This window comes from Tenuifilum sp., assembly GCF_037481895.1.
In the GTDB taxonomy this organism is placed as follows: domain Bacteria; phylum Bacteroidota; class Bacteroidia; order Bacteroidales; family Tenuifilaceae; genus Tenuifilum; species Tenuifilum osseticum.
Map to the genome: position 1 here is coordinate 64422 of NZ_JBBFKU010000012.1, position 16825 is coordinate 81246.

Sequence of the window (16825 nt, forward strand, 5' to 3'; positions counted from 1 at the left end):
CAACAAAGCTCAGCACGACATAAGGACTAAAATCGCTTTTATTTATTAACAACCATCAACCGTCAACCGTCAACCGTCAACTATATCACCTACTTTCTAATATTATTAACATTTAACCAAACCTGTTTTACATTTTCGGGCAAAAATTGATGTCGCTTGTTAAAATAATTATATGTAAGAAAAAGAATAAGAATAAGATATGAAAAATGGATTACTTTTTGTAAAATTGTATAAGGTTAAATATGCAAAAAAAATGAAACGTTTATTACTGGTAAGTACCCTTGCTATTATGTCGGTTTGTGCTGTGGTGGCGCAAAATGTTAACGATTTCCGTACTGTTGCCGATGGCAATTGGAGTAATGTTGCATACTGGGAACGATACGATGGTAGCAGCTGGGTTGCAGCCACTTACTACCCCGGAAATGGTTCAACTAACGAGGTTACAGTAAGTAACAGCATAACCCTGGACGTTTCCATAAGCATTCCCACCCTTACCATAATAGGAACGCTAACGGGTTCGGGAAACAATACCCTGACCACAACAGGCAATTTATCATGTCCAGGTACTCTGAGTTGGACAGATAATGCTGGTGGAGCAATAAGCGTGCAAGGGAATCTTACTATTAGCGGTTCGTTTGGCATTTTTAACCAAAACTTGACCGTAAACGGTACTACCACATTAAACGGTAATGGGACTTTCACCGATGGTAGCGATACTGGCATTAACCAGTTTTCAGGAACAGTAACGCTTAACAACGCTTCGGCATTTACATCAAGTGCAGTTACTACAACCGGAAGAATGATTTTTGGGGCAAACTTTACCCACAGTTCCACCGGAACTGCTCAGATTGGAACGGCTTCAATAGCTGGAAACCTTGAGGTAAACAGCGGTACATTTTCCAAAACAGCCGCAGGAACTTTAACGGTTACAGGAACTACCACTCTTAACGGATCGGGAGCATTAAGTATAACCAGCAATAGCCAATCCGATTTTGTGGGCAAGGTTACCCTTAACGGTAGTTCAACATGGACAACTACTGCAGTAAACACAACAGGTCGCCTTACCTTGGCTAATGGATTGGAGCAAAACTCCACAGGTACCATTCAGTTTGGTTCCTGTACCTTTCAAACAAATGCTCAAAGTATTGCAATTTCAAACAATACCGGAAATGTAAGTTTTGCTAATACTGTTAGCGTTGCATCAAATCTTACAGTAGACAATCTTGGCGATGGAACAGGAGCAGGAGAGGTTCGCTTTAACGGCGATGTAACCATTCAGGATAACATTACGCTTACATCAAACCGAACAATAATTATTTATGGTACCCTAAATGGCGCTTCAGCAACATCAACCTTTGTTAACAACTCAACCCTTGAGTACAGGGGCATAAACGCTCCCATGACAACAGGTGTTTTTGATGTTGATAATGTAGGAACAACAGTAAATTACTCACGCGATGGGAACCAAATAGTTACTCCTGCAACCTATCACCATTTGATAGTTAGCAGAGAGGGTAGCAATACCACACTACGAACTAAAACTCTTGGCGCTGGTACAACCTTTACTGTTAACGGAAACCTAACCATAAATGAGTATAATTATCTTTACTTTAGTAGTACCACAAATAACCAAACGCTGACTGTTGCAGGAAACCTGGAACTCACAGCAACAAATTCCTACCTATACACTCCGAATGTTGACGTTACCCACAACCTTGTTGTCAACGGCTACATTAATAATATTGGTTCTATTTATCTCCAGTACTCAACAACACGTTATACCGATGTTACCTTAAATGGTGAGGGCGAAATACTTAAAGGAACAGGTAGTTTCCGTTTCAGGAACCTTACTCTTACGGCTGCCAACAATAAAACCAGCACGGCAAGCGGTAATATTGATTTTTACCCCGGAACTTCTGGTAATGCTTTTACAAACAATGGTGGAACTTTCACCGCTACTGCAGGGACTTTCAGGTTTATGGATAGTTTTAGTATTGCAGGCAGTGGCGATATTGCTTTTAACAACCTGCAATGCGGTAACAACAATCAGACCATTCAAACATTAAACAGAGATGTAACAGTAAACGGTACACTTACACTTAACCATAGCAATACAGCCAACAGCTATTTTGATTTGAATGGTTACACTCTCAATGTTTACGGCAGTTTTACCCGTTCTAATAGCGGTGAATTTGGTAGCAGCAATACTGCATCGGTACTTAACCTGGGTAATGGAAACACCCCAACCGTTTCAGGTACCCTAAATTTTGAAACCGGATTTAATACCCTGGGCACTTTGAACCACAATGTGGTTAATGGCGGCACCTACTATAGCATAGGTTCAGCTGTGTTAATAAATAACTTCAACATTATTAGCGGTGAGCTGCGTTCAACAGCAAACACTACCATTAGAACATCGTGGAGCAATAATGGAACATACAGTCAAACTGCCAATACAACTTACTTTGATAATTCCGGTAACACAATTACCATTAACGGAAATGGTATAAATTCATTCTGGAATCTTGAAATATCGGCAGGAACTACGGTTACAACCGCTAACGATATCTACATAAAGGCAAACCTTGTGGTCTCAAGCAATGCTTCACCAGCATTTAATGCTACTGGCGGTACGGTTTACTTTAGTCAAACCGGAGGAACGCAGTACATTCAGGGTTCTGGTACTGGTGAAACAAACTTTAACAATCTGATATTTAACTCGACAGGCAATAAATATATTGCTCGGGATATTAATGTAACAAATACCCTTACAGTTGAAGCTGTAGCAACAACGGTATACATTGAGAGTTCAGCAAATAGAACTATAAATGCCAACAATTTAACCGTAAATGGCAGGTTGTATGTACAGGATGCAGGTAGCGTTTCGCATTCAGTAAATGTAAGCGGTGCATTAAGTGTTGGAGCTGGAGCCTACCTTTACTTATGGCGATCTACAACCCGTTATGCCGACTTAACCCTAACAGGAAGTGGTGATGTTATTAGTGGAAGCGGGTCAATATTTTATATACATAGTATTACTTTTAATAATCCAAATCAAAAGTTCTTAAGCTACAGCGGCAATATCGAATTATTTGGCGGAACTCTTACTCCAAACGCTTTTATTAATAACGGTGATTTGTTGCAAGCTCCATCAATCACCTTCAGGTTTAGAGGTAACGATCAAACCTACACCATTTCAGGAACTGGCGACATTGCCTTTGGCACAGTTAGCATTGGAGCCAATACTCGCACTAATGTTATACTTAACCGCGATATTTCCGTTGATGGAAATCTGATTTTTAACCTGAGCGATGCGGCAAACTATCTTGACCTAAACGGTTACACGCTAACCCTAAACGGAAACCATACCCGAACCAATAACGGCCGAATTAGAGGGGGCGGAACAGGTAATATGGTAATAAACGGTAGTGGTAGTTTTACCTCAACCTTTGCTTTTGATCAAACTACCCCAGGAACAACAAACCGATTGGCTAGTCTCACCATAAACCGTGGAGCAAGTGGCGAGATGTGGTTAGCCAACCTCATGGAGGTTGATAATCTTACCATTACCGATGGGATACTGAATTCAAGAGCTGGTAGCATACTGGTTCATAGCTCTGCAACAATTAACGGTGGTGCTTTTATTGATAATGCTAATGGTGGCACAAACACGTTTAACGGAACGCTAACGGTAAATATTGGTGGAAAGTTTACTCCAACCTCCACATCGGCATTAAGTTTAAGCGGAAATATCCAGAACTATGGTGATTTTAATAAAACCGGCGGAGGAAACACAACATTCACAGGTAACACAACCATACAGGGCGATTCTGCTGTTTTCTTTGGGGCTGGAGCTGTTCTTGTAAACGATGGGGTTACCGTTACCAACCAGATTACTTCCGGTAGCGGTGTTTACATTTACTCCTCCCTTAACGGTAATGGTGCAACGGCAACTTGGGCTAACCAGGGGATACTTACCTATTTAGGGGCTAACGAGCCTATGGCCACTGGCGTTCTCGATGCATCGTATAACCCTAACACGGTAATTTACAACAGGGATTTGAATAATCAATATATTAAAAATACTACGTATCATAACCTACATCTTCTATCGGGAGGTTACCGACAGATGCGATTGGGCGATGTAACCATCAACGGAAACCTACTTATTGGCGAAGAGAACATTTTCTATACCTGGGAGTATCAGGTTTACGGTAATGCTACGGGAACCTTAACTATGCTTAATGCGTCGGAACTCCGCATTGGTCGCGATGTTCCTGCTGCAACCAATGTCTTCCCAACTGGTTTTGTTCGGGCTAACATCATTTTAGACCCCAACAGCTTGGTAACCTACAATGGTCAAACTCAAAATGTTTCCCATGAGCCCATTTATGAGAACTTAGCTATCACAAATGCTGGTAATAAAACCATAACCGGCAATATAACTGTAAATGGCTACCTGCGTATGACTGCTGGGACTCTGGTGTTTGGCACAACATTACGCAATATTACAGTTTATGGCGATTTACTGGCTTCCGGAGGACGTATCGATATGTCCGGTGGAGGGCTAGCTCATGAGCTTAACCTGTATGGTGAGGTAAACCAGGCAAATCGCTTTAGCAATGCAGCAAATAGTATTGTCCGGTACCTTTCAACTGCCAACCAAATGATATTTTCACCCACAGGTGGCGATTGGTATGGTAACCTAGTAATTGATGGCGGAAGCACAAAGTTTTTGGAAGGCTCTGTACAGGTGCGTACCAATATTAACCTCGCTTCAGGCATTGTTCAGCTTAATGATTTCGACCTTACTCTTTACCGAACTGCAACAATAAGCGGAACATTCTCAGCAACAAACATGATTGAAACAAATGGTTCTGGTAAACTATCAAGAATTTTTAATGCCGGTGGTCAAATTCCAGGAGTTTATCCAGTTGGTTCAAAGGGGAAATATACCCCCATCACAATAAATAGCATTACTGTAACTGGAACTGGCGACAGGACATTGAGCTTCAGGGCTGTTCCAGAACGCCATCCCAGTGTTAGCTCCAGCTACGATGCACTTATCCGATACTGGGATGTTACAGCCTCTACGGGATACAGCATTACTGCTGCCGATGTAAACTTTACATATTCACCACTGGATGTTATCGGCGACGATACCAAGTACAACGTTTACCGTTGGGACGGGGCGGCATTCACAAGTCCTGCAGGATCCTCAATTGCATCAAACACCATGTATGTACCCACTGCTCAACCGCTTACCGGACAGTGGACTGCTTACGACCCCTTAACTGTACGCCAAACCCTTTACTCATACAAGGATGGAGACTGGAACGACCCCGACACCTGGACAACCGACCCTGCCGGGCAACTGCTGGTAGGCAGTAGAGTGCCAGCAAGTTCTGACAACGTGGTAATCCTTCAGGGTCGTAATGTTTACCTTACCAGCAACCTCAATACCCGTGGTTTAGTTATCAATATCAACGATGGCGGTACACTCGACCTACGGAACTATGCCTTTAACGAGGTGGTTTCAATCCTTGAGGGACAGGGAACCCTGAAGCTTGCCACTAATCAAATGCCCAATGTGGCAGTTAATAACATTGTTGAGCCTGGTGGGGGAACCGTTGAGTACAACGTACCCGACGCTGCTTTTGACCTAAACAATCAACCCAATTACTACAACCTGAAGTTTAATTTGCCCAATGCCTCAAATGTGGCAACCCTGCTAAATAATCTAACCGTTTACGGTAATCTGATTGTTGATAGGGGTGTGTTTAAAATCTATAAGGACGATCCTACCTCAACCATTTATAGCAGAATAAAAATTGATATTCAGGGCGATCTGCTGGTTAACTCCAATGGTAGTATTCGCACAGGTACAGCATCAACCCACGATGCAACACTTCCTGCTCCCGGAACATCGCCAGGATCGGCGGTACCACGCTACTACGATGTTTACCATCAGGTTTACATTAAGGGTAGCCTAAAGAATAACGGATCGATCCGCTTTGTAAGCGACGACATTAACACTTTCCGTTTCGATACACTTACCACACGTGGGGCAACCACTGTTCGCTTTTACGGTACCGATAATCAGGTGGCTGAATGTTTTGGTCAAACCGATTTCTACAACCTGATTATCGACAAAGGAATAAATCAGAGCGTGGAGCTAAATATAAATGCTTCAGCCCCTGAGAACTTCCGTTTATTCGGATGCAACCGTTACCCTATTCCTACCTACGGCGTTAATCCTGAGTTGAGGAAGGCATTGTGGATTCGTAATGGGACATTAAGACTTTCCGGTATGGTTACCATTCCCACATTAACCGAGGGATTAGGGGTAGCGGGTACCGGGCAAACTTCGTACTTTATTCCTGTAAATGGAGCCTTAGTAATAGATGACAGAGATGTAACGGTTTTAATTTCAGCCGATGATAATGCTGAGGTAACCGCTGCATGGGGATTGCCCTCGCAAGGCGTACACATGGATAATACCCGGCCACAAGAGCTTTACCTATACGGTAAACTTCAAATCAACGAGGGTTACCTCTCCAGCCGTTTCTCAGGAGGTATTCTTTTCGGCGATCAAGGAGGTGAGCTGGTTGTAAATGATGGAAAACTCAGCACCCGGCAAATCAGAACAGGCAATGCTGGAGCTGCATCGTTTGCAATGTACGGCGGCGAGGTGGAGATACTTGGCCGGTACACCTACGATGTTTCAGGCGTTACCAATGCAGCCTCGTTGCAAACTGTGCCCTATAGCTTGGTTGAGAATGGTAGCCGCCTAGATGGTACTGCCGCCTTTAACTTTGCAACCTCTGCTGGTTTATTTACAATGACTGGCGGTACAATGCGAATCTACAATACGTCAGGCGGTGGCGGTTCAAGAGCATTTAGGTTGATGACCACGCAGGGTAACACCACTGTAAGCGATGCTGGTATCGTTTACCTTGAAATTATCAGGAATACACAGTACGATATTGAGTGTCCAAATGCCATGCTACCCTCGCTTACTGTAAACAGGAATGCCTCAAGCGGAACCAACGGTGCAAGGCTTTACTCCGATGTAAAAGTGAGTGGGAATATTATTTTGAGTGGTTATGGTATTCTGCAAACCAATACACCTAACTATAACCTTACTGTATCGGGGAACTTAACCATAGGTTCCAACGCCACCTATACTCCTGGCTTGAACCGAACAATATTCAATGGAAATTCCAACACAACCTTTACGGTAAACGGAACAATCAGTGGCGACTTGTACTCAATGGAGGTTAACAAACCCTCATCAACCCTTACATTGGCTGGCACCAATGGTAATATCAACCTTAATGGCGAACTGTCGCTTTTAAGTGGTACCCTGAACGATGGTGGCTACACTATAACTGCACGAGGCAATATTGTTAACTCAGCCACCCATACGGGTTTAGGCAAGATTCTTATAGCTGGCGCACTTGCCAACCGAACTATTGGAGGTAACGGTAATGGTATTTTTGGTAACGTTGAGTTTAACGAGGCTGTTGATATATTATCAACCCTCACAGCCAACCAACGTATTACCGGAAACCTAACCTTTACTAACGGATCAATTAACCTTGACCGTTTTAGCTTAACCCTGGATGGTAATCTTACACCCAACATACAAACGGGTTACACAATCCAAACCCTAATTCGCACCCGAGGCGAAGCGTCCGATGGTGGATTTGTTCGCAAAATCAATGCCAATGGCGATTACCTTTTCCCGGTTGGAACAAACACCGATGGTACCGAAAGGTATACTCCATCAGTTATAACTGTTTCCAACTTTGCCGACGATGGTTACATAACCGTTATCCCCGTTCTTCACGAGCTTCCCACGCTGGATCAGACCTCTTCAGGCGATGCCCTTCAGTATTACTGGCGGGTTAAACAAACCGGTTTTACCGCTCAACCAACTATTGCCTGTTTATACACATACGTTGAAAACGATGTGCTGGGTGATGAAAACCTTTATGTTCCCGGCCGCATTGAGGGAGCAACACGTATTGCTGAAACCTCAGGGGTTGATGCTGCTAACAACACGATAAGTTTTCCGGATCATACCCTCACAAACGCCGATTATACCGCTGCAAAGACCGAACGCTTTCAGGGCTCTGTCAGAATTTTCTACTCCCGTGTAACCGATGGTAACTGGTATTCGCATGCTTGGCACGACGGTAATAACTGGTCGTTTGAGTCCCACACTGGCGTTGCAGCAGGCACTTATCCTACCGCTGGCGATATAGCCATAATTGGTTACGGAGGGCATGCCTCAAATGGTGGCTATCACTCCATTATGGTCATGAACGGTACTGCCGAGTGTGCTGAACTTCGTTTTAACTCAAACCCATCGGGCTATCAATCACGTCTTGTTATCGATTCCGATGCCGCAGCCAGCCTGGGTAAGGTATCAGGGATAGGTACATTTATGATGTGGATTAACCCAACCCAAATACCTACTGTTGATGCCGATTTTACTGAGTTTAATAACGAGGCTACCAGCGTGTTCAATTACTACCAGCATCAGGATGGAACTGTAAACATTCCGACCTCATTTACAACCTACCCAAATTTACGGTTCGAAGGTGGAGGGGGTACATTAGGAAACCGCATTGCTATTATTGATGCCGATATTTTGGTAAAAAGGAACTTAACCGTCGATAGCAATGGTATTTTGAGGCTAAGTTCAGGTTCAACAGGAAATATAACAGTTGAAGGAACTACAAACATTGGTGGTTACCTAGCCGGAATTATTGAGTTCCCTACCGATGCCGAGCGCACATTAACTACTGCCCAGCTCAACCTAACTTCCAACGCCAATAACAGGTTACGTGTTCTGAATAGTACCCCGAACGGATTTGTAAATACAGTTCGTGTTACAGGTACTGGTATTACTCAGAACGACGGCGCAATTGATCTATTTAACGGTAATTCAGGCGACAACAATGCCATTCTTGAGTTCACAGGTACAAGCAATGCCACATTCACCAAGGTGAACGGTAGCAACCCCGACCTTTATAGAGTTGTTGTGAATAAGGGTACAAATCAAACTCCAACCTGTACAATAACTACAGCCATAACGCTTGGAGCACCTACTGACTTATCAACCAAGTCAATAGTTTTACAAAACGGCACTCTTGTTTTGAGCAATGCTTCAAATGCCATAACACTCTCATCGGGTGGTGCTTACTTCAGTATTCCCTCAACATCAGCACTGCGGCTAAGCGATGGTACCTATACCATTACCAGTAACAACAATGGGATTGCGCTATACGGGAAGTTAAGGATTGACGGTAATGCTACCCTCGACTTGGGCGATGGAACAGTGGCAGAAACCCGGAATATCATCTATTATAACAATGTGCCTGAATTACAGGTTGCTGATAACGCAACCCTTCAGGTTCAAACCCAGATACGTCGTACTGGCGGCACGCTTGCCGGATCGTTACGTTATACTCAAACCGGTGGGAATGTAGTTATTCAGGGTCGAAATCTTGCAGGAGGCAGAGCCTTACTGGAGGTTTGCAACTCGGGTAGCCAGTTCAACATGTCGGGTGGTACAATTACATTCCGAAGAGGAGGTGCTACCACATTTGGCGATCTTTACCTTGTGCCGTCGTCATCATCGGTTACCGGTGGCGAAATCATTTTCTCCCAGGGTACCCTTAACGCAAACTACACATATAGCATCAATGTTACACCAACCCTAAATAATGTTACCATTGCTGGTAACACCACCAATAACCGAACTGCTACCGTCAAACTAATGACCGATCCGTTGCGAATTGCCGGCTTATTCAAGTTCGATAATAATCTTGCAGCGTTCAATTCAAACAATAGGCATACATATCTTTACGGCAACTTGCAGTTCAATGGAACCTGGACATACGGCACAACCGATTCTGTAGTATTTGCAGGCACCGTTCAAACCATAAGCGGATCGCCCACGTTTAACCACATGAAGGTACGGCCAACTACATCGGTTACGCTTGCGGCATCGTCGTCGCCTGTGGTTAATGGGATACTTCACATTGCTCAGGGACAGCTTATCGATGGTGAAAATGCCATAACGGTTAAAGGGAACTACATTAACAATGGCTCACACATTTCCAGCAACCCTGCGAATTCAGCAACTGGAATTAAACTCAAGGGGTCTGTTCTTCAGGAGGTATCAGGAACCGGAACGTTTGGACTAATGGAACTCGACAATCTTAACGGCGCAAAGCTACTTAACGATATTACACTGCCCAATAACCTTACCCTAACCACAGGGGTGTTTAACATTGGGAGTTACAAACTATCGCTAGGCGTTAATGCACAGGTTGTTGCACCCTCGGGTTTTACATCTACCCGGATGATACTTACCGATGGCGTTTATGGCAACAATGCTGGAATTGAGAAAACAATTCCTACAGGAGCATCAACTTTCACATTCCCTATTGGTGTTTACGGCAAGTACACTCCTGTTGAGCTTACCGTGAATCAGAATTCATCGCAAGGTCAAATTCTTGTTAAACCGGTTAATACGGTACATGTTGGCGTACTCGATCCCTCAAGGGTTCTGCAGTACTGGTGGTACGTTAACAGTACCGGAATTTCAAACTTTGAAGGACAGGCTGTGATGACCTATGTAGATTCCGATGTATTGGGTGACGAGAATAGCTATGTATCGGCCCGACTTACAAACGATATCTGGGCAAAGGTTTCTGGTGCTGTTGATGCTGTTAATAATACAATCACTTTTAGCTATCCTACTGGTACATCATCGTTACTTGGCGATTACCTTGCCGGCGAAGATCCCGCCATTGGCGATAGTATTATCACCTACTACTCTGAAAATAGCGGGGTATGGGACAATGCTGCAAACTGGTCCCGTTCCGATGGAGGTATTCCTTCTGCAAATGGACCTTACGGTGTAAAAGTAGTTATTAGGCCTCAACATACCATAAGCACCAATGGTAACAGGCGTACCACTTACCGTATGACCATAAACGGTCGCCTTGAGGTTGGAACCACATATGGGCACAACTTTAGTACAGTTCTGGGCACAGGAACTTTAGCCCTTGAATCGAATACGCTGCCTGCGGGTAAATACGACGATTTTATTACATGTACTGGCGGTGGAGTTGAGTATGGAGGAACATCGAGCTATACGCTTTACAACACCTACAACACATACCGCAAGCTTATCATTGCCGGAAGTGGCACAAAAACCCTTCCCAATATCAACATGACTATTTGCGATACACTTGCTGTATTAAATACCGCCACACTTGCCACTCAGGCCAACAGAACAATAACCCTGAACGGAAACCTTATTAAAGATGCAACCGCTTTGCTCGATGCAGAGCCCAGTGGACAGACATTTGAACTCCGTTCAACCGGTAATCAGGTAATTAATGCTACATTAAACGCTGTGGGCAATAGGTTCAATAACCTAAGTGTATACAATAACAAAGAGGTTACACTCCAAGGACCTACAAATGTGGCAACCTACCTAAGGCTTTACGATGCCTCGGTAGTAAATACTACTCCAGCTAATATCCTTAAACTGGAGCGCATCGATGGTTTAAATAGTGTTTCAACATCGGCTTTTGTGAGAGGACCTTTAATGCGAATACTTGCAAACGGATCGGCTGAGCATCAATTCCCAGTGGGTTACCTTAACCATAAGAAAAACACTAATATTGTAGCGCCTGCTGGTTCAAGCAACTCGTACTGGACCGTGGAGTATAAGGAACAGAATCCTAACGATTATGGTTACAATCCGCTTAGTGTTGAGCCCGGACTATCGCAGGTTACATCAACCGAGTTCTGGATAATTAAAGGGCCCAATACCTACACGGCAAGGTTAAAGCTAGTACTCGATGGCACCTCCGATGTGGCAAACACAATCACTAACCTAAATAACCTACGGATTGTCCGATGGAGCGGCACCCGTTGGGAAATTGTTGGCGGAACAGTTACCATAACCGGGAATGCTGCCAGCGGAACACTAACGTGTAACTCCACCATAACATTCAACGGAACCGACCAAATATTTACTATTGGCTCAGTAGAGCCTGCCACAGCCGAATTCACAGATGGCGATACAACCATCTGTGCCGGCCAAACCGTACCCATTGAGGTTACCTTTGCCAAGGGAACGCCACCCTATAGCATCACATACACCGAAAATGGAGTTAATCCTCAAACTATCAATGGAATAACCGATAACCCCTACACTTTCAATGTAACCCCGTTTGTAACAACTACCTATCAGCTTACAGCTATGTCGCATGCCGGAGGTGCAGGTGTAATAGTAGGATCACCCGTTACGGTTAGCGTTTATCCGCGCCCCAATGTCAACATTGATGTTTCCACATCAATCTGCTCAGGCGACGATGCTTTGGTTACAGTAACTTTAACATCAGGCATTAGTCCGTTCAGCTTTACCTACTCGGTGGATGGGGTTAACGATCCAGCAATCAATAACGTTACCTCTCCTCACAGTTTCACTAAAGGACCAATGATATGGGTTTCTGCAGGTTCGCCACCCTCGCCTTATACCGATTATTTGTTTAGAGTTGAGCAGGTTGTTGATGGGCATGGCTGTGTAAACGACTACACCATTGACCTAAAACCTTCCGATACGCTTAGGGTTTACAAGATCCCCGAAACTGGTCCTACATACCATGTACCAAATAACTATGCATTCTAGGTAATGAGAACCCCGGCGATTAGTCGGGGTTTTTGTTTAGTATTGGTGTTTAGTGTTTGGTGAAAATCTGCGTAAATCACCCCAATCTGTGCTATCTGTGTTCTATTGAATTTTCTATCAACTGTCAACCAATATCTAAACAGGTATCACAGAGTTACACAATGTAACACGGTGTTTCACAGAATGGCATTTACGAATAACGCTTCCAGCTCTGTAGGGGCGAAACATTTGTAACCCAATAACAACTTGAATGGAGAGATGATACCAAAGGAATTGTCATTCCGAGCTAGTCGAGGAATCTCATTTAAAAGGGAATGAAGGTTCAAAGCGATGCTTCGACGAGCTCAGCATGACAACAGTTCAACGAACAATGCTTCAAGCCCCGTAGGGGCGTAATATTTGTAACTCAATGCCTACTCCCCCATAAAAAGCGATGCACGCTATGATACTCCAAAGAGCAACGATGAAGCTTTGCATCGCAACTGAAAAGTATGGCAAAGAACAATTCACACGTTCTTTCTTGTCTTGATACAAGAAAGAACCAAAGAAAATCAAGGCTGAAAAGCCCGACCCGATGGGTGCCCCGTGGATGGAACTGCCACGCGATACTATTCGCCACGCCTGCGGCGTGACTCATGTGGTATCGCTTACTAGGCCCACCGCCACATTCCACCCCCGACCCATTGCCGGTTCAGGCTTTTATGCCACTGCCATTGCATATTCTTATTGGCTGAGGAATTGCATTAATAGTAAAGAGATGAAGGTTCAAAGCAATGCTTCGGCGAGCTCAGCATGACAAAAACAATAAGGAAGCCAAAGGGGTATTGTCATTCCGAGCTAGTCGAGGATTCTCATTTAAAAAAGGGAATGAAGGTTCAAAGCAATGCTTCGACAAGGCTCAGCATGACAAGGTGAGTGAGGAACCAATCATGTTGCCATCCCGAGCTTAGTCGAGGGATCTAATAGAAGGGTAAAAGAAATGCTTCGACAAAGCTCAGCACGACATAGAGACTAAAATCTCTTATATTTAATACTAACAACCATCAACCATCAACCATCAACCGTCAACCATCAACCACCAACCAACAACCACCAACCGTCAACCGTCAACTTTTTTACCCATACAATGCTAACCATTATCAAAAAATACTATCTTTGTATGATAATCGGGTACGATGAAAAAAATTTTGTTTATAGTGGCCATACTATCGGTTACGGTTGCATGCAACCGTAAATCGCAGCTGGTTTACCTTAACGATGTTACCAACGAAACCCTTGGTTCTGTTAAGGCGCCAGTGTACCTTATTAAACCCGGCGATGTCCTTAGCATTCAGATTTACACCCAGGACCCCAACATTAGCCGTCTTTTTAACCTGGCCAATACTCAAACCGCAACATCGTCAATCTATAACTCGGAGATATCGACCTACATTACCGGTTTTTCGGTTAGCGATTCGGGTGATGTAAATTTACCTGTTATCGGAAAGGTTAGGGTTGCGGAGCACTCAGTGCGCGATGCGCAGGAGTCCATACAGTTGGCTGCCGACCGCTACCTGAAGGACGCCCTGGTAGTAGTTAAGCTGCTTAGTTTCAGGGTAACCGTGCTGGGTGAGGTTAAGCGCCCCGGTACCTATACCAACTACAAGGATAACCTGAACATTTTTGAAGCAATAGGCCTGGCCGGCGACCTGTCCGATTTTGGCAAGCGCAACAATGTGCTGGTACTGCGCAACACTCCACAGGGTGTTAAAACTTTCCGAATGGATCTGCAGGACAAGAATATTATTACCTCCGAGGGCTTTTTCCTACTACCCAACGATACCGTTATTGTTGAACCCCGTAGCGGCAAGGTAATGGCGCTAAATACACCCAATATTCAGCTGCTGCTATCAACACTAACAACGGTTTTGCTATTTTTGAACTTTTTAAAGAAATAGATGTTAAAACTACGATTCATGTTTAACAATATTAACTAAGAGGAGAAAGGTAGCGAATGGCACAGGATAGCAACATGAATCAGGACCTAATTCCCCGAAACCCTGCCGGTTACCCCGAGGAGGAAACCCTCGACATTAAACAGTTGCTTTACCGCGTAATAGCCAACTGGTACTGGTACGCCATATCGGTTTTCATTGCACTTTTTGTGGCATACCTGGTTAACCGTTACTCGCAGCAGGTTTACAGCGTTAGCTCAAGTGTAATTGTGCGCGACGACGACCAATCAAAAGCCTATGTGGGTGCCGAGCAGCTAATACAAAGCTTAAGGCTGGTTAAGAACACCAAAAGCGTACAGAACGAGATAGGCATACTCCAATCGTACTCACTGGCCCGCCAAACCATTGATGAGCTCGATGATTTTAACGTAACCTACGTAGCCGTTGGCCGCCGTGGCATTAAGGAATCGAAGCTATACAAGCGATGCCCCTTTAGGGTAATAACCGATAGCGGTGCGGTAAACCTGATTAACTATCCTGTTTACATAACCATTCACGACTCGCTACGCTATACGGTTGAGATTGACGATGGCATGGGCATTAAACGCACCATGCGTTTTGGTGAACCCTTTAACCATGAGAGTTTCAACTTTACCCTACAGCTCCGTGATTTTGCCAGCTACAAGGATGCACAAACTGTAAGTAAGTACTACTTCTACTTTAACGACCCCAATGCGCTTGCATTGCAGTATAAATCGAAGGTAACGGTTACCCTGAACGACAAAAAGGGCTCCATTCTCACCCTGAATAGCAACGGCTTTGTTGCACAACAGGAAGCCGATTACCTGAATAAGCTGATGGAGGTGTATATCAGGCGAGGGCTGGAGGAAAAAAACCAGATAGCCGAGAACACCGTAAAGTTTATTGACCAGCAGCTAGCGTTGATGACCGACTCACTCCGCCGGGCTGAGCAACGCCTGCAGGACTTCCGTACCGCAAACCGGGTGGTGGATATTTCGCGCGAGGGCAGTATGCTAATCGATCGGATAAGAAGCATACAGCAGGAGCAGGGTGCCATTGAGCTAAAGGGTTACTACTACAGCTACCTAAAGGATTACCTTGCCCAACGCAAGGATCTGAATACAATTATTGCCCCATCGGTACTGGGGGTTGACGATCCCCAGTTGAATGCCCTGCTGGCCGAGGCCTCAAAGGCATATATTGAGCGCGAGGAGCTCCGCGCATCGGTTAAGCCTGGCAGCCCGGGCCTTGAGCAGCTCGATATCAGAATAGAGAACCTGCGCCAGTCGCTGATTGAGAAGGTAAATAGCCTGGTTGATGCCAACGCCATTGCACAGAAACAGCTCAAAAACCGCATTAAGGAGGTGGAAGCCGAAATGACCCGCCTGCCTGTGAATGAGCGTCTGCTCATTGGTTTTGAGCGCGACTTTGGGCTGATTGACAAGATGTACACCTACCTCCAGGAAAAACGTGCCGAGGCAGCCATTGCCCGCGCGTCAAATATACCCGATAACAAGATACTTGATTATGCCCTGGCTGAAAATGCCACCATGGTTAAACCCAAGAAGCAGATGAACTACCTTATTGCCCTGCTGGCAGGATTGGCGATTCCCTTTATTATAATGCTGATTTACGACTTTTTCAACGATAAGCTTGTTGACCTTAAGGAGATCTCGCGCCGCACTAAGGTTCCCGTTATTGGAACGCTTGGCCATAACCGCTATGAAACGGAAATACCTGCAATTGACAAACCAAAATCGACCCTAACCGAATCGTTCAGGGGATTGCGAACCAACCTGCAGTACCTGCTGCGCGAACCCGATAAAAAGGTGGTATCGGTCTCATCCACCGTGGTGGGCGAGGGAAAAACCTTTATTGCGGCAAACCTGGCTGCCATTACTGCCGTTACAGGGAAAAAGGTATTACTTATAGGGTTAGACCTGCGTAAACCCCGCCTGCATAGGCTAATGGGCTACACCGGAACGGTTGGTATAAGCACTTACCTGATTGGCAGGAGCAATATAGATGATATTATATTCTCCTCGCAGGTTGTAAACCTATATTTTGCGCCCTCAGGGCCAATCCCGCCCAACCCTGCTGAGCTGCTTGGTTCACCCAAGATGGATGAGTTTATGGCCTGGGCTCG

The 16825-nt window shown here is 44.8% G+C and carries 4 protein-coding genes; all 4 read left to right on the forward strand.

The genetic code is table 11. The annotated features are described in order from the left end of the window. Window positions 1–253: 253 nt before the first annotated feature. A complete protein-coding gene (locus WHS63_RS05340; RefSeq protein WP_445204216.1) occupies window positions 254–12724 on the forward strand; it encodes a beta strand repeat-containing protein in 12471 nt (4156 codons plus the stop codon). Between the two features lie 574 nt (window positions 12725–13298). Next, window positions 13299–13520, forward strand: coding sequence for a hypothetical protein (locus tag WHS63_RS05345; protein WP_445204217.1), 222 nt, complete (start codon window positions 13299–13301; stop codon window positions 13518–13520). A 379-nt stretch (window positions 13521–13899) separates the two neighbouring features. Next, window positions 13900–14661 (forward strand): polysaccharide biosynthesis/export family protein, encoded by a 762-nt coding sequence (locus WHS63_RS05350; RefSeq protein WP_445204218.1) that lies wholly within the window; start codon window positions 13900–13902, stop codon window positions 14659–14661. Between the two features lie 56 nt (window positions 14662–14717). Then, on the forward strand, window positions 14718–16825 hold a 2108-nt coding region (locus WHS63_RS05355; RefSeq protein ID WP_445204219.1), incomplete at its 3' end, for a GumC family protein.

What these genes read in the sequence shown, in the direction of transcription:
- WHS63_RS05350 (WP_445204218.1), top strand. Translation starts at nt 13,900, where the DNA reads ATGAAAAAAATTTTGTTTATAGTGGCCATACTATCGGTTACGGTTGCA.
- WHS63_RS05340 (WP_445204216.1), top strand. Translation starts at nt 254, where the DNA reads ATGAAACGTTTATTACTGGTAAGTACCCTTGCTATTATGTCGGTTTGT.
- WHS63_RS05345 (WP_445204217.1), top strand. Translation starts at nt 13,299, where the DNA reads ATGGGTGCCCCGTGGATGGAACTGCCACGCGATACTATTCGCCACGCC.